The sequence below is a fragment of the Pseudomonas sp. 05N433 genome, assembly GCF_056396925.1.
The window spans coordinates 1-16,150 of sequence record NZ_JBFTML010000016.1 but is presented as its reverse complement, the minus strand read 5'-3'; the positions used below and the strand labels follow the sequence as shown (position 1 = coordinate 16,150).

The 16,150-nt window shown below is 57.2% G+C and carries 17 protein-coding genes; 16 read left to right on the top strand and 1 reads right to left on the bottom strand.

What is annotated here, in order from left to right:
* Positions 1–92 precede the first annotated feature (92 nt).
* The 10 genes from AC1DIS_RS11055 (at position 93) to AC1DIS_RS11010 (ending at position 9,565) form a co-directional block, all read left to right on the top strand.
* Positions 93–1,901, top strand: coding sequence for a copper resistance system multicopper oxidase (locus tag AC1DIS_RS11055; RefSeq protein ID WP_477744426.1), 1,809 nt, complete (start codon positions 93–95; stop codon positions 1,899–1,901).
* Between the two features lie 10 nt (positions 1,902–1,911).
* A complete protein-coding gene (locus AC1DIS_RS11050; RefSeq protein ID WP_477744425.1) occupies positions 1,912–2,802 on the top strand; it encodes a copper resistance protein B in 891 nt (296 codons plus the stop codon).
* Positions 2,803–2,857: 55 nt separating this feature from the next.
* Entirely contained in the window at positions 2,858–3,241 is a 384-nt protein-coding gene (copC, locus tag AC1DIS_RS11045) for a copper homeostasis periplasmic binding protein CopC (RefSeq protein WP_018928122.1), read from the top strand.
* Between the two features lie 3 nt (positions 3,242–3,244).
* Positions 3,245–4,174 (top strand): copper homeostasis membrane protein CopD, encoded by a 930-nt coding sequence (gene copD, locus AC1DIS_RS11040; RefSeq protein WP_018928123.1) that lies wholly within the window; start codon positions 3,245–3,247, stop codon positions 4,172–4,174.
* Between the two features lie 159 nt (positions 4,175–4,333).
* On the top strand, positions 4,334–5,122 hold the full coding sequence (locus AC1DIS_RS11035) for a hypothetical protein (RefSeq protein WP_477748903.1): 789 nt from the start codon (positions 4,334–4,336) through the stop codon (positions 5,120–5,122).
* Positions 5,123–5,248: 126 nt separating this feature from the next.
* Positions 5,249–5,590, top strand: coding sequence for a hypothetical protein (locus AC1DIS_RS11030; RefSeq protein WP_477744423.1), 342 nt, complete (start codon positions 5,249–5,251; stop codon positions 5,588–5,590).
* A gap of 227 nt (positions 5,591–5,817) precedes the next feature.
* Complete coding sequence (locus AC1DIS_RS11025) at positions 5,818–6,222, top strand: hypothetical protein (RefSeq protein ID WP_064616971.1); 405 nt, start codon at positions 5,818–5,820, stop codon at positions 6,220–6,222.
* Between the two features lie 94 nt (positions 6,223–6,316).
* Positions 6,317–6,520 carry a DUF2933 domain-containing protein gene (locus AC1DIS_RS11020; protein ID WP_018928127.1) on the top strand — a complete coding sequence of 68 codons (204 nt, stop codon included), beginning with the start codon at positions 6,317–6,319 and terminating at the stop codon, positions 6,518–6,520.
* 3 nt (positions 6,521–6,523) lie between these two features.
* The gene (locus AC1DIS_RS11015; RefSeq protein WP_477780879.1) at positions 6,524–8,692 is read left to right on the top strand and encodes a copper-transporting P-type ATPase; all 2,169 of its coding nucleotides are present in this window, start codon (positions 6,524–6,526) and stop codon (positions 8,690–8,692) included.
* 81 nt (positions 8,693–8,773) lie between these two features.
* Positions 8,774–9,565 carry a transporter substrate-binding domain-containing protein gene (locus AC1DIS_RS11010; protein WP_477744421.1) on the top strand — a complete coding sequence of 264 codons (792 nt, stop codon included), beginning with the start codon at positions 8,774–8,776 and terminating at the stop codon, positions 9,563–9,565.
* Between the two features lie 130 nt (positions 9,566–9,695).
* Here AC1DIS_RS11010 and AC1DIS_RS11005 read toward each other — a convergent pair whose 3' ends face one another.
* Positions 9,696–9,893: a hypothetical protein gene (locus tag AC1DIS_RS11005; protein WP_019582096.1), complete on the bottom strand. Its 198-nt coding sequence runs from the start codon at positions 9,891–9,893 to the stop codon at positions 9,696–9,698.
* A 505-nt stretch (positions 9,894–10,398) separates the two neighbouring features.
* Here AC1DIS_RS11005 and AC1DIS_RS11000 point away from each other — a divergent pair.
* From AC1DIS_RS11000 to AC1DIS_RS10975, 6 genes are all read left to right on the top strand, one after another.
* Positions 10,399–10,857: a hemerythrin domain-containing protein gene (locus AC1DIS_RS11000; RefSeq protein ID WP_477780878.1), complete on the top strand. Its 459-nt coding sequence runs from the start codon at positions 10,399–10,401 to the stop codon at positions 10,855–10,857.
* Positions 10,858–11,170: 313 nt separating this feature from the next.
* Positions 11,171–13,651, top strand: a complete 2,481-nt coding sequence (locus AC1DIS_RS10995) for a hypothetical protein (RefSeq protein WP_477744420.1) — start codon at positions 11,171–11,173, stop codon at positions 13,649–13,651.
* A 520-nt stretch (positions 13,652–14,171) separates the two neighbouring features.
* Positions 14,172–14,387 carry a hypothetical protein gene (locus AC1DIS_RS10990; RefSeq protein WP_477748902.1) on the top strand — a complete coding sequence of 72 codons (216 nt, stop codon included), beginning with the start codon at positions 14,172–14,174 and terminating at the stop codon, positions 14,385–14,387.
* Between the two features lie 127 nt (positions 14,388–14,514).
* Positions 14,515–14,835: a hypothetical protein gene (locus AC1DIS_RS10985; protein WP_477748901.1), complete on the top strand. Its 321-nt coding sequence runs from the start codon at positions 14,515–14,517 to the stop codon at positions 14,833–14,835.
* On the top strand, positions 14,832–15,443 hold the full coding sequence (locus AC1DIS_RS10980; protein ID WP_477780877.1) for a papain-like cysteine protease family protein: 612 nt from the start codon (positions 14,832–14,834) through the stop codon (positions 15,441–15,443). Before AC1DIS_RS10985 ends, AC1DIS_RS10980 begins: the two co-directional genes overlap by 4 nt.
* Positions 15,444–15,735: 292 nt before the next feature.
* Complete coding sequence (locus AC1DIS_RS10975) at positions 15,736–15,951, top strand: hypothetical protein (protein WP_477748899.1); 216 nt, start codon at positions 15,736–15,738, stop codon at positions 15,949–15,951.
* Positions 15,952–16,150: the final 199 nt, after the last annotated feature.

Sequence of the window (16,150 nt, the reverse complement as noted above, 5' to 3'; positions counted from 1 at the left end):
CCGCCCGTTAGCCTCCTCCCCATTGAGTTCTCTTCCTTCCGCTCAGGATGGACCTGAGGGCTTCATCAGGCTGACGGACGGGATAAAACGGCATGCATTCCAACACCTCAAGACGCACCTTTGTGAAGGGCCTGGCCGCTGGCGGGGTGCTCGCTGGCCTCGGGCTGTGGCGCACGCCAGTCTGGGCGGTCACCAGCCCCGGCCAACCGAATGTGCTGGCCGGTACCGACTTCGACCTGTTCATTGGCGAATCCCCGGTCAACATCACCGGCAACCCTCGAACCGCGATGACCATCAACGGCGGCATTCCCGGCCCCCTGCTGCGCTGGCGTGAAGGCGACACCGTCACGCTGCGGGTGAAAAACAAACTCAAGGACAGCACGTCGATTCACTGGCACGGCATTTTGCTGCCGGCCAACATGGACGGCGTGCCGGGCCTGAGTTTTCACGGGATCGAACCGGACGGCATGTACGTCTACCAGTTCAAGGTCCGGCAGAACGGCACTTACTGGTACCACAGCCATTCGGGCTTTCAGGAACAGTCCGGGGTTTACGGGCCGTTGGTGATCGACGCCAAGGAGCCGGAGCCGTTCCAGTACGACCGCGACTACGTGGTGATGCTCACCGACTGGACCGACGAAGACGCCGTCGGCCTGATGAAAAAACTCAAGAAACAATCGGACTACTACAACTACAACAAACGCACTGTGGGCGACTTCATCCACGACGTCAGCGAGAAAGGCTGGGGCTCGACGGTGGCCGATCGCAAGATGTGGGCCGAGATGAAGATGAACCCCACCGACCTGGCGGACGTCAGCGGTGCCACTTACACCTACTTGATGAACGGCCAGGCGCCGAACATGAACTGGACTGGCCTATTCCGTCCCGGCGAAAAGCTGCGCCTGCGTTTTATCAACGGCTCGTCCATGACCTATTTCGACGTGCGTATCCCGGGCTTGAAAATGACCGTGGTCGCGGCGGATGGCCAACACGTCAAACCGGTGAGCGTCGACGAGTTCCGCATCGCGGTGGCGGAGACGTTCGATGTAATTGTCGAGCCGACCCAGGACGCCTACACGCTGTTCGCCCAATCGATGGATCGAACGGGTTATGCGCGAGGCACCCTGGCGGTGAAGGCAGGGTTGTCGGCGCCGATTCCAGCGCTGGATCCGCGACCGCTGCTGACCATGGATGACATGGGCATGGGCGGCATGGATCACGGCAGCATGGGCGGTGACATGGCGGGGATGGACCACGGTGCCATGCAAGGCATGAACGGTGGTGACATGCAGGGCATGGACGGCGGCGACATGCAGGGCATGGACAGCATGGCCGGAATGGATCACAGCAGCATGGCCATGGGTGGCATGGCCGGAATGCAATCCCATCCCGACACGGAAAAAAACAACCCTCTGGTGGACATGCAAGCCATGAGCACCACGCCAAAACTCGACGACCCGGGCATCGGCCTGCGCAACAACGGCCGCCGTGTGCTGACCTACTCCGACCTGCGCAGCACCTTCGAAGACCCGGACGGCCGCGAGCCCGACCGCACCATCGAACTGCACCTGACCGGCCACATGGAGAAGTTCGCCTGGTCGTTCAACGGCGTGAAGTTCTCTGATGCCGAACCCGTGCGACTCAAGTACGGCGAGCGGGTTCGAGTGGTGCTGGTCAACGACACGATGATGACTCACCCCATTCATTTGCACGGCATGTGGAGTGACCTCGAAGACGAGAACGGCCAGTTCATGGTACGCAAACACACCATCGACATGCCGCCGGGATCAAAGCGCAGCTATCGGGTCACCGCCGACGCGCTCGGCCGCTGGGCCTACCACTGCCATCTCCTGTACCACATGGAAATGGGCATGTTCCGTGAAGTTCGCGTGGAAGAATGAGGCGCTACCCATGACCAGACTGAATCGCTCTACCCGCCTCGCCTTGGCACTCACCGGCTTCACGGTCTCTTCGGCCATGGCCGCCACCGACAACATGCAGGGCATGGACCATAACCAGATGCCGGGCATGGACCACAGCCAGATGCAGAGCGAGGATTACGGGCAAATGCAGCCCGCCGCGCCGACCCAAAGCCGCACGCCGATCCCGGCATTGACCGACGCCGACCGTGCCGCCGTTTTCGTCAGCCCCGCCGGCCATGACATGCACGACAGTGCGCTCAACTATTACTTCCTCGCCGACAAACTCGAATGGCAGGACGCCGATAACGGCAGCGCATTGGCGTGGGATCTGTCCGGCTGGATCGGCGGCGACATCGATCGCCTGTGGCTGCGCTCCGAAGGCGAACGCGTCAATGGCAAAACCGAAGACGCCGAGGTCCAGGCCCTCTGGGGTCACGCGATCAGCCCATGGTGGGACGTGGTGACCGGCGTGCGCCAGGACTTCAAACCCGGCGCCCCGCAAACCTGGGCCGCGCTCGGCGTGCAAGGCATGGCGTTGTACAACTTCGAAACCGAGGCCACCGCGTTCATCGGCGAAGGCGGTCAGACCGCTGCACGCCTTGAAGGCGACTACGACATCCTGCTCACCAACCGGCTGATTCTGCAGCCGACCGCCGAGCTCAACGTCTACGGCAAAAACGACCCGCAACGGGGCATCGGCTCCGGGTTGTCCAACACCGAAGCCGGGCTGCGCCTGCGCTATGAAATCCGCCGGGAATTCGCGCCCTACATCGGCGTGACCTGGAACCGCACCTACGGCAAAACCGCCGATTACGCCAGGGACGAAGGCGAGGACCGCAGCGAAGCCCGACTGGTCGTCGGCGTTCGGCTGTGGTTCTAAACACTTCAACTCAAAAACCTAAAAACCAACCGCTCAAAGCGGTAAGAGGCCTTGCATGCGCACCATCAAAACCACCGCTGTCGCCATCGCACTTTCCACCGGGCTGCTCATGAGCGCACTGGCTCAAGCCCACCCGAAACTGCTCTCCTCCACTCCAACCGAAGGCGCGGACGGCGCAGCGCCCAGCAACATCGAACTGCACTTCTCCGAAAACCTCATGACCCAATTCTCCGGCGCCAAACTGGTCATGACCGAAATGCCCGGCATGGCCCATTCCCCCATGCCGATGAAAGCCAAGGTCTCCGGCGGCAGCGACCCGAAAACCATGGTCATCACCCCGCTCTCGCCCCTGCCCACCGGCAGCTACAAAGTCGAATGGCGCGCCGTGTCTTCGGACACTCACCCGATCACCGGCAACGTTACGTTCAAAGTGAAGTGATTGATGAGCGACTCGGTCGGCATTGCCCTGCGGTTTGCGTTGTATGTGGATTTGATGCTGTTGTTCGGGGTAGCGCTTTTTGGGCTGTACAGCCTTAAAGGTCAGGAACGGATGTCCGGGGCGGTGCTGCCATTCCGCTCGATGCTGGCGGGGACGGCAGTGCTGGGCGCGGTGTTGTCCGTCGCCAGCATGGTGATGATGGCGAGCGCCATGAGCGGTGAAACGGACTTCGCCGAGCTGCGTCCGCACATCGAAATGATGCTGTTTGAGACGGATGTCGGCTTGGCTTGGGGGGTTCGCATTGTTGCGCTGGTGATCGCTGGCTTAGCGGTGATGCTCCGTGCATCTGGTTTCAGTTTATGGGTCGCGGCTTTTGCCGGTGCTGTCGCCCTCGCCAGCCTGGCCTGGAGCGGACATGGGGCGATGGATGAAGGCAATCGTCGCTTTTGGCATTTCGCGGTGGACATTCTGCACCTGCTGGCGGCGGGGGCTTGGCTTGGCGCGTTGCTGGCGTTTGCGTTGATGGCGAAGATCAACGCCCTGCAAACCGAAGCGCGCCTCAGGTTGCTGGCCCGCGCGGTTAATCGGTTTGAGGCGATTGGCGCGGCCATCGTCGTGGTCATCACGGTGACGGGGGTGGTGAATTATCTGTTCATCGTTGGGCCGAAGCTGGACGAGGTGTTTCTCAGCACTTACGGGATTCTGCTGTTCATCAAAGTGGTGCTGTTTGCCGGCATGCTGGTGCTCGCCGCGTTGAACCGGTTTCACCTCGGGCCGTTTCTGGAGCGGTCGTTGCGGGACGGGCAATACACGGTCGCCGCCAATGCGTTGCGGCGCAGCGTGGTGGTGGAATTGGCAGCGGCGGTGTTGATCGTGGGATTGGTGGCCTGGTTGGGGACGTTGAGTCCGGAGATGAAAATGGGCGAATTGTAGGGGCACAAGTACCTTTAGAAGGCGCGTAACAAAAGAGGTCGCCTTCCCCGACGTCCGGTGCCCTCCTTTATTTGCCTAGGTGAAAATCCCCTACTACCGTCAACAGTCAGAGGCGGCATTTACCGCTGTGGGCACTCGACATCAGGGAGCGAAATCGGGATGGCTTACAATTTAGCGTTGGTGAACCCCTTTAATGCAAAGGAATCAGCGGATTACGACGAAATATCTAGAAGCTGGCTTGATGCCTGGAAAGAAAAGTCCAAAAGAATAATGCCCCCACCCTCGGAAAGCGATTCAAAAAATTCATCTCCTTCTTTCAAAGAAGATGGAATAAAAAGATTAAGAGATGACGATGAGGAAGAAAAGGAACACCCGAGCAAGACACAAAAAACTTCGGCAATCATCTCTAAATACATAAGCAAAGGCTGCCTGGTGTCCGGTGGCCCCGCCGCCGAGCAGCTTGTTAGTTTTATTAGAACACTGATTGGAGACGGAGATCGAATTTACGTCCTGGGCCATTGTGAACCGGGAAGCTCCGTGCTTATGTCCTCGGAAGAAAAAGGCAAAGGTCAAACCGTCAACGCCAAAGAACTGGCAAGATTTTTTGACGTGTTATTTGGACTTAATAAGAGCTATGCGGGAAAAATCAAGATATTCGGATGCCATAGCACACTGGGTTTGGGTGATACAAAATCCTTCGCCGAACAATTCAAGGATGCAATGAGGAAACGTGAATACCATAACTGCACCGTTGAAGGGTATACAGCGTCAGTCAGAGGCTACGATGGCGAGCACAAAGTTGCGTTCATCGGAACCGCCGAAGAGCTAAAACGAGCCCAGATGGCTGAAATTCTGTATGCAGAAGAAACGATCAGCAAAGCTAAGCTCGACTCTTTCTATGAAAACAAAACCGCACGTCCCAGCACCCGGAGAGTGTCCTTCGCCTAGTTTCAGATAGTTTTAAGACAATAGGCTGACGCGTCGCTCAATCATTAAAGGGCGCAAAGGCTTAAGGGTTGACACCCAAGCGCCAAGGTGAAAAAAAGCGGCGCAATTATCGAAAGGAGTTCGAAAATGGCTGACGTGATGAAAGTAGTGGATGTCGACTTAAAAATACTTAAATCAAACCCACCGCAGCTACACATATCGGCAATTGGCCTGGTGAATTCTGGTGGATGGACAAACCCGAGACTGGAGCCACGGGTTTATATCCAGTTCCCACCGGACGGCATTCAGGACTTCGATTTTGTTGCTGATCCGCCCCAAGGGGCTGCTATACAGGTCATCCTTCCCATCGACGCATCAAAACTTTGGAAAGACCCGCCACTCGATAAACTCAAGGGAGTAAGAGTCCACTCTGCTGGCAACTCGATTGAAGCTCACCTTAAGAGTTCGAAGTCCGTGGCTTGTGGATAAACAACTCATATAGAGGGATACGTGTCGGGCCTTGCCTGACACGTATCAGCCATTGGAATGTCACCCTGGCAGCACAACAAACCTCTGTGGACGTCGTTTGATATGGATCAACAACGCCCTGCGACCGTGGCGTAAGTTCAAGATCACTCCCTCTAACGGGAACACAACATACCTTGGTCCGCAGCCATCCGACGCTGCCGATCCGCGTTATCACTGTGGAGATCGCCATGCACATCTACGTCAAGTCCCTCCTGGCCGCACTGGTCATGAGCAGCCCATTGCTGACGCTGGCTGCCGAATACCCCGAAACAACGCCCGCCGCCCCCTCCGAGGACGCAACCCAAGCCACGCCCATGCAAGACAAGGCCATGAGCGAACAGATGAAGAAAATGCAGGCGGCCCACGACAAAATGATCGCCGCCAAAACCCCGGCCGAACGCCGGGCAGCCATGCAGGAAGCCATGACTACGATGAGAACAAGCCTCGGCATGCTGCACGACAATTGCAGAGGTATGGGGATGGGCATGGGCATGTCCGGTGGCAAGGGCAGCTCGGATACGGCGATGATGGACATGATGATGAAAATGATGGATCAGCAATCCATGATGATGAAGATGCCGATGGGCCAATAAGCATCGCGCCATGGCCCCCGTCGTAGACGGTTGGCATTGGCCGGCATAGCCGGACGACACCCCGGAAGATTTTCGTCAGAACGGAGCGCATCACATGAACCACTCAAACCCCTCGACACCTCCAGCCACCTCATTCTGGCGCAGTAAACCCGGCATCGCGCTAGGCATGCTGCTGGTGATCGGACTGTTCTACCTGGCCCGCGAGCATTACGGTCATATCTACCCGCTTTTGCCCTATCTGATTCTATTGCTGTGCCCGCTGATGCACCTGTTCGGGCATCACCACGGCAGACACTGACCCATGCAGCGCCATCTCGATCACCTCAAATCACCTGCTTTGGCGCAGCAGGCGGCGGAGCCGACGACCGAAAAAGAGTACACCTGCCCCATGCACCCGGAGATCCGCCAGCGCAGTCCGGGTACATGCCCCAAGTGCGGCATGACCCTTGAGCCGGTGTTGCCCGAACTGGAGGAATCGGACAACCCTGAGCTCGTGGACTTTTCCCGGCGCTTCTGGTGGACCCTTCCTCTGACTCTGGCGGTGACCGCACTGGCGATGGGCAGCCATGGCTTGAGCCTGTTTCACGGCGCCACACAGAACCTGGTCGAACTGGTGCTCGCCACGCCCGTCGTGCTTTGGGCCGGCTGGCCGTTCTATGTGCGCGGCGCCCGTTCGGTCATCCAGCGCAGCCCCAACATGTGGACGCTGATCGGCCTCGGCACCGCGGCGGCCTTCCTCTATAGCCTTGCCGCCACCCTGACACCCGGCCTGTTTCCAGCCACCTTCATGATGGACGGCCGGGTTGGCGTGTACTACGAAGCAGCGGCGGTCATTATTTCCCTGACGCTGCTCGGACAGATGCTGGAACYCAAGGCGCGCTCGCAAACCTCGGCCGCGATCAAATCACTGCTCGGCCTGGCGCCCAAGACTGCGCGCCGGATCAACACCGACGGCAGCGAAACAGACATTGCACTGAGCCATGTGCACAGCGGCGACACCTTGCGCGTGCGCCCCGGCGAGAAGGTCCCGGTCGATGGTGTGGTGTTGCAGGGCGAAAGCGCGGTGGACGAGTCCATGCTCACAGGCGAGCCGGTCCCCGTGATGAAACGCCCTGGTGACGGGCTGATCGGCGCCACCCTCAATACCCACGGCAGCCTGGTGATGCAGGCGCAGAAGGTGGGCTCAGCCACCGTGCTTGCGCAAATTGTGCAGATGGTGGTCCAGGCACAACGCTCCAAAGCACCGATGCAACGCCTGGCGGACGTGATTGCTGGCTACTTCGTCATGGTGGTGATCGCCATTGCCGTCCTGACTTTTGTCGGCTGGGGGTTGTGGGGGCCGCAACCGAGCTGGGTGTTCGGCCTCATCAATGCAGTGGCGGTGCTGATCATCGCCTGCCCGTGTGCCCTCGGCCTGGCCACACCGATGTCGGTGATGGTCGCCACCGGCAAGGCGGCCAGCAGCGGCGTGCTCTTTCGGGATGCGGCGGCGATCGAAAACCTGCGCAAAATCGACACCCTGATCGTGGACAAGACCGGCACCCTCACCGAAGGCCGCCCGGCGTTTCACAGCGTCGAACCTGCGCCTGGCTACAGTGCTGACGAGGTGCTGCGCCTGGCCGCCAGCCTCGACCAGGGCAGCGAGCACCCGTTGGCCCACGCCATCGTCGAACATGCACGCGCCAATGGCTTGGTGTTGAGCACAGCGCAGACGTTCGAGTCGGCGTCAGGGATCGGCGTGCGCGGCCAGGTCGACGGGCACCGTGTTCAACTGGGCAACACCGCCCTGATGGCAGAAGCCGGCATCGCCCTGGAAGCCTTGCAACCTCAAGCCGAGCAACTGCGCAGCGACGGAACCAGCATCATGTACCTGGCCGTGGATGGCGTGCTCGCGGGGTTGCTCGCCGTCGCCGACCCGATCAAACCCACCACCCGGCTCGCTGTCGAACGCCTGCAGGCCGATGGCGTGCGGGTGATCATGGCGACCGGAGACGGCCTCACCACTGCCCGTGCCGTCGCCCGCCAACTGGGTATCGAAGAAGTCCACGGCGAGGTCAAGCCACAGGACAAGGAACGCCTGGCCGCCGCATTGCAGGAACGCGGGCACCGAGTGGCAATGGCCGGCGACGGCATCAACGATGCCCCGGCCCTGGCCCGTGCCGATGTCGGTATCGCCATGGGCACTGGCACCGATGTCGCGATGAACAGCGCTCAAGTCACCCTGGTCAAGGGCGACCTGCTCGGCATTCTGCATGCCCGCAACCTGTCGGTGGCAACCGTGCGCAACATGCACCAGAACCTTGCCTTTGCCCTGGCCTACAACGCCATGGGCATCCCCCTCGCCGCCGGGTTGTTCTACCCGCTGACCGGGCATTTGCTGTCCCCGTTGGTGGCGGCACTGGCCATGAGCGTGAGCTCTGCCTCAGTGGTGTTCAATGCCTTGCGCCTGCGCCGGGCCGTGATTGACTGAGCACATTGCTGACAGCCAGGAAGCGGTTTCACTACACTGATCCAGCCTTGCCCCCCACTCCATCACAAAAGCCCGATAACGATGAAAACCATAAAAAGCACATTGCTGCTCAGTGGCCTGCTGGCGCTATCCTGCGGCGCTCAGGCAGAGCAAAGCCCTTCGCACCTGGACACCGTCCTGCAACAAGGCCAACTGCGCGTTTGCACCACAGGCGACTACAAACCCTATACCTTCAAAGGTGAAGACGGCGAATACTCGGGCATCGACATCGCCATGGCCCGCTCGCTGGCCGACAGCCTGGGCGTGAAGGTCGAGTGGGTCCAGACCACCTGGAAAACCCTGATGCCCGACATGCTCGCGGGCAAATGCGACATCGGCGTCGGCGGCATCTCCGTCACCCTGGAACGCCAGAAAAAAGCCTTCTTCAGCACCACCCTGGACGTCGACGGCAAAATCCCGCTGGTGCGCTGCGAAGATCAGGCGAAATACCAGACTCTCGAACAAATCAACCAGCCTTCGGTTCGCCTGGTCGAACCGGCCGGCGGCACCAACGAAGCCTTCGTCCACGCCTTCCTGCCCAAGGCGCAACTGCAGCTTCACGACAACGTGACCATCTTCCAGCAACTGCTGGACAAGAAGGCTGACGTGATGATCACCGATGCGTCGGAAGCGCTGTATCAGCAGAAACTCAAACCGGGTTTGTGCGCGGTCAACCCGACGCAATACATGCAGTATGGAGAGAAGGCATATCTGCTGCCGCGGGATGACATCAGCTGGAAGATGTATGTCGATCAGTGGCTGCATTTGGCCAAGGTGACGGGGAATTACCAGAAAATTCTGGGTCAGTGGATCGCGGTGCCAGAGGCTAAATAGCCCGTTAGTCCATTCCCCGTAGCAGCTGGCGCAGCCTGCGTTCGGCTGCGCAGCAGTCGTAAAATCAGAACACGCGGCTCATCAGGTAAATCACGCAACGGCGAAAACACCCCAGCCGTTGCGTCATTCCTTAGTCGTGCAGCAAGCCCGAGCTGTACTCATTAAAGCTGTTGCCGATGGCGCTCCCACCAAAGTTCACCTTGTTGGGGTTATGGCCATCGAATTGTTGGCAGCCTTCTGAAAAGCAGGAACTGGTGCTCACACCCGAACAGGCGCTCAAGAGCAAAGCACCGGTGATCAGCATGGCTTTGAAGAGGTTCGAGATCATCTTGTTGTTTCCTGTGGGCTGGAGGAGAGGCAGCACGGTCTTAGGTGGTCATCCTATGCCGCGAGCCTGCCCAACTTGATGAAACATTGCTGAGCGACAGCGTTGGTTCAGCATCCTTGTTTTTTCTGAAGCGACACACCTGCTCAATGGCGGCTTTGTGCGGGAGACCTTCGGGTCTGCCGGGTTCCTGGTTTCCCGGTCTTGCAGACCCGCGCACAGCTGCCACCGCATCGATTTGGGCGCTGCTTTCTCATTCCGTTTTCGCGGGCGCAGATCCGGCAGATCAGATAGTGCATATAAACATACACTCGATATTTCAATTTTTTCCAAAGGCGGAAAATTTCCCGGGGTGGGAGCTTTGTGCTCGCCTATACTAAAAAGATTGAACAGTGTCAGCGAGTGCGCTTAACAAGATATTGAAATTATTGAAATTCAGGCGTCTTTTGGAGTGACTGGTTAAAAAACATATTTCTGTGATGATCTGGTGTCGTGACGAGGATTTGACATGAACGTTTTGTTGAAAGAGCTTCTGACCTATCATCACGAAGTGTCTATGAAAATTACTCAGATCAAAGAGTTGCTGAGGAAAATCAGACATGAACCCGATGGAACTGATGACTGCAAGCTGTTGTTCACGATGCTGGAGGCCTTGCATGGTGWTGCAGAGCGACACCACCATGAAAATGAAGAACTTATTCGGCTGGCCTTGCTAGCGACTGAGGCGCCGATCCACCAACGGGTCAAGGATATCGAGCGAGATCATCAGGCATTTGGGCGCATTGCTGGACAGTTGAAGATGCTGAAGGATACAACTCACGAAACGAGAGTAATTGCTGACACTATCGATGACTTCATCAAAAAATATTACGATCACATGGACGCCGAGGAGAATATTTTCTTTCCGGCGGCAGATAAGTGGCTTTCAGACGACCAGTGGCAGGAAATCAAGCATCAATGGCATTAATTGGAGCTCGCCTCATACGTTAAAAAATTAGCTACTACTTAGTACTGACCTCACTAAGTAATTACGCGAACACCACGTATTAACTTACAGGGGTGTCCGTATATCGATGGCTCTTTGTTGCAAGTCATTCAACCCCTTCCGTTCCTGTTTTCACTCGCTCTCAACTACCTCCGCTAGACTCACCTGAGCCCCGCAAGCCCAATCCTGATAAACTCCCCACCTCCCAGCCTCGGTCAGGCTGGTCGTTGGTAACTCAGCATCTCTCTTTTACGCAAACACGCTTATTTGAAATCGCCCATTTATTCTCGAGGTAATGGTGACTCACTCTTCGGATCAACGTACTGACGAAAAAAGCCTGCCTCGATTATTGCTCGATCTACTTTGGCAAATCGCCGTACTGTTGATCCCGATTTTCCTCGTGGCGGTACTACCGCTGTTATGGGCACTCGGTGTGGTACTGGGTTGTACTGCCTTAATGTGGCTGACCGCGCGGGCCGGTTGGCAACGAACCGGCCGAGGGGCTGCACGGCTGATGACCTCTGCCGCACTAGGCCTGGGTTTTAATCTGGGCAGGGCTTTGCCGGCGTACTGGGATATTGCGGGGGCAGCGGCTGTGATGTTCTTCGGGCTGGCTTGCGTCAGTCACTTGGAAAGACGTTTTGGCCTGGTCGATAAAACACAGGCCAAGTCGTCACCGCTATCGCCTGGTCAGTCTTCAGGTGGCGCCAGTGCCTGGGGTGGGGACGAACCTCAGCAAACTCCCGAGGGCGAGCCCATCAGGGTGTTCAACTACAGCGAAATCGCCATGGGCGGGCCCGTCCTGTGCGATTACCTATTTCCAGATGGGGTGCTGCTCCAGGGCCTTGGGTCGTCGGCTCGCTTCTCGAATGACGGACGTTATTTCGCCGCGCCTTTACCCTCGCGCCAAGCCTGGGGGTTGGTGATTCTGGATCGACAGTTGCGTCAGCTTTACCAGTGTTCGTGTGATGAATTTTGGGAACTGGATGCCTTTAACGACGGCATCCTGAGTGGGCGTTACAGTCCTCTGGTCGACAACGGCGCACGGGAGATCAGCCTGGAGCAACTGCTGACGACGGCTGAAAAGGTTAGCCTGGTGCCCGTTATTGACCTTTGGGTTGAGCCTGGTGACTGGCAAAAAAACCTTGCGCTCGACGCGTTCCGGCATACGTCTCCCGATGGTCAGCAAAGTTTGGACGCTTGTCTGGCGCTGCCGGCCAGCCTGCGTGAATTGCCACAGCCTTGCGCCCCGCTGATGAGCCCGGAATACCGCGTGAGCATAAACGGTGAGCCCACTTCGTTGCTGATCAGGGCCGATACCTCAATCATCTGGAATCACGATAGTCGCTCGTTCGCTTGCCATGCACGGATGGATGATGAGCAACCGCAAGCCCTCGAATACTGGCTCTGGCACGTAGACCGCGGCTGGCAAGCATTGCCTTGTCCGTGGCTATCCGCCGACAGCGAACCTTCCGTGGGTTGGAGCGCCCCCCTGGAGCTGGATGACCATTACCTGCGGCTATCGTCTTACTTCGACTACCCGCAGCCTGATCGCGGTCGCTATGGTTATGGCTTGTACAGCATACACAGCGACTGTGAGTCTCAGGTGGGCCATGATCCGAACGGCCGGGTGCAGGTTGCGCAGCGGCACCTGACTCGCGTGCGGTTGGCCGTGCCTCTGTTGGGTGATGGACAGCGAGGCGCGACGATGGTCGAGTCGGCACCATTGACTGATGATACGCGGGCTCAATTTAGCTGGCGGCAAGACAACAGCCTGGGGCTCGGGGGTTATACCTGCAGGATTGGGGGCTGGGAGTTACCGGGCGTTTGGCTGCTCGATCATCGAGTTTCAGACACTGGACGTTACATCGCATTAATACCGTTCGCCCTGCCGCCCGCCACAGCAGGTCACGTGGTGGTGGTCGACGCACAGGAACGACAATTGATGAACAGCCCTCCTCTGTTGGTCGCACGATTGTTGGACTTTCGTGGGCCGAGACTGAGCCTGGCAGTGATTCGAGGTCGCCTGGATCAGGATCGGCAAAGCAGTCCATTGCAGCGCTTTGATCAATCGCCACCCGAGGCGGACGATGCCGCTGCGTTTTGCCAGTATCGACAGGACTCGCGGCTTTACTACGAGTGGTGTGAGCTCAATGTCAGCCAACAAGGCCTGAACGCCCTCCCCGATTGGCGCCTGGTTCAACAGCCACAGTCTGCAATCGCCGATGGAAACTTTGTCCAGCCAGCACCGATGGATAAAGATGCCGCGTGGCTGTTCGGTTGTGAAACCGAATACGCCGACAGTTGGCTACGCGTCCAGAGCCCACGCCTGGGCGGGCATTTGCTGACGGCGTCCGGTTGCGCCATCAGCCATCTCGCGCCCTCGATGATCTGGTCCGAGGATGCACGCTATCTCGCGCTGACTCGACTCCATACCAACGTCGACGATGACCACGGAGGTCGCTTGGCATGGCAGATCTTGCTGTTGGATGTCCAGGAGCGAACCTTGAGGCATTCACCTCAGTGGCTCCACAATCGACCACAGTTTGAAGGTTTTAATGCCAATGTCTTGAAGGTGCGTCTATTTCTGCGCGACTGGGAAGCCGAGGATGAAAGAGACCGAGGCTCAATCAGCGCAATGAAGTTGAGCGACCTGCTGGCACTCCCCGCCGAGTCCCTGTGCCCACACGCAGGACTCTGGCTGACGAAGGATCAACTGTGTCACTCCGAAGCGTGGCAAGCATTGGATACATCGGCTTTACGCCATTGGCGCTAGTCACGTTTATCACTGGCGCTGGCATGGCGCGCAAATAGAGACGAAGCCGACTGAGGCACGTTCGGTTGAGTCACGTTATTAGATGTCGGGCCTGAGCTTAATCTTGCCTGACAATATCGGAACAGGCGTATCTGTGCCGTGTAACTGGTGCCGCGGTCGGTGCGCTTGCGTGCTCTGATCGTGGCCATAGTCAACTGGTACAATTGTTAAAGGGGTTGGTACATTGTATCCACGCCCCTCAAAACGCCCATTTACCCCCTAAAACCGGCTTTGAACACGTAGAGCGAAATGGTACAGAAATCAGCTACATACTCAGTAAATTCAAGCTCTACAGTGTCTAGACGCTTTAGCGTGGCGCCGATGATGGATTGGGTGCAGCAGTCTCTCAACGCCCCAGCCAGACTGGCTAATCCGCTGCGACTTCTTCGCTTTGTAGCAATTTCTAAGCAAGTTGCAATTACTGCCTGACAGGGGCGCTGCCGGTACTATGCTTGTGCTTTTCTTGAAAGGAGTCGACATCATGCCAAGCAATTATTCGCTGCCGGACGTGCTGGAAAGGATTTACGAAAACCAGGAGGCTCTGCAGGCGGCCATTATGGAGTTGACCCTCCTGGTTGAGAAGCAAGGGGCGCAGGAAGTGGGCGGAAATGTCCGTGGAGCACTGTGGACCATGGGTGAAAACGCCGGCCATATCAAACAAGGCTTGGCGCGATTGAAGAAATTGGATATCGGTTAAGTTATGCCGGAGGAGACTACGGTCTCCAACACGCCGCGACGGTTTTAAGCAATCTAGTGCAGACTCCAGTTGGAGGCACAGTGAACTGGCGCTGCTATGCTTAGGTTTTTCGAAAGGAGTCGAAACCATGCTAGGTAATTATTCGCTGCCAGATGTGCTGAAAAGGATCTATATCAACCAGCTAGCCTTGGAGGCCGCCGCGACGGAGCTGACGCTGTGGATGGAACAGCGCGGTTTGCATGACGCGGGAGGGAATGCCGGCCACATCAGACAGATGTCCGGCGCGGCTGAGGAGCATGGATATTGGCTAGCTGATTATGTACCAAAGACCGTCAGCGGAAGCTACTTCCAGCCCCAACATGCTTATCGCCCCTCCCGATCTGCGCGAAATACGGGACAGGCGCGCCAAATTTCGACATTGGCCGCACAAGCAAGGAAAAGCTTATGAAACGTCGTACCTTTCTGCTTTCTTCATTTTGCTCAGGCATTGCAGCACTACCGCTAACGTCCTACGCAAGAGCGTTTTGTGGCCCCTTCGTACCACCAGGCATTCAACAATGCGAAGCAGGAATTGATTCTTCGGTCGCTCATATCACTGCCGCAGCGGTTGGCGGGCAGCACMTTTCACAATGGTGTTGGGCTGCTTGCATAGAAATGGTTTTTTCCTACTACGGACATCCAGTCCCACAAGAACGAATTGTTAACGAAACATGGGGTGCCATTGTGAATCTCCCTGGCCAGCCATCGCAGATATTGGCAAACCTCAATCGTGGTTGGACAGATGAGCAAGGATCGTATTTCTCTGTAACCGGAGATGCTTACTCCGCAAATGCTATCAACGCAGCAATAGATCTCGCCCAAGACATGCCACTAATCATTGGTACAATGGGGCATGCAATGGTTCTAACCTCTTTAGTGTATGTACGAGATAGCTTTGGAAGAGGTGAGGTAACTACTGCGATTGTTCGTGACCCGTGGCCCGGAAGGGGGAGAAGAATTCTGACTCCACAAGAATGGTACAGCATAAATTTCGCAGCCCGCATTCGTGTTTCGTGATAGTTGACCACACGCCAATTGTGCTTGGGTATGTGGCGGTTTGGGCGGGAGAGGCCCGTGTTTGTTGACCGTAACGCGCATTCTCGCCTGCTTGCACAAATGCATAGTGGGCATTGAATGGCATGGTTTGGCGTACGGTTTGCCCCATTTTTGCCCCATTCACCATTGTTCCCCCATTCCGAAATCTGCTGGGCTCAGCCACACTACTCTTTCGCCTCGACAACTTCTTCCAAGCTCCAACTGCGGTCACTGTCGTTGCTATGCTTAGGCTTTCTCGAAAGGAATCGACACAATGCCAAGCGCTTATTCACTGCCAGATGTATTGGAGAGGCTGTACGAAAACCAGCAGGCGCTGGAGGCGGCCATTATGGAATTGACACTGCTGGTTGAGGAGCAAGGGGCACAGGAAGTGGGCGGAAATGTCCGTGGCCCACTGTGGACCATGGCTGAAAACGCTGGTCATATCAAACAAGGCTTGGCTCGATTGAAAAAATTGGACATCGGTTAACCGATTGCATATCCAAGGCTCGTCGACAGTCATGTCGAGGTAGATTCGAGGAACGAGTCCGGTTCACCTCACAGGCAGCTATCGGTCCAGGCTGTGTGAAAACGCACTGCACACATCGAAAACTGAGAGCTACAAGCGTTGCCTGCGAAACCAGCAGACGGAAGCGCGAATTGCCCTAGTCAGCTACATAGGCATTCGT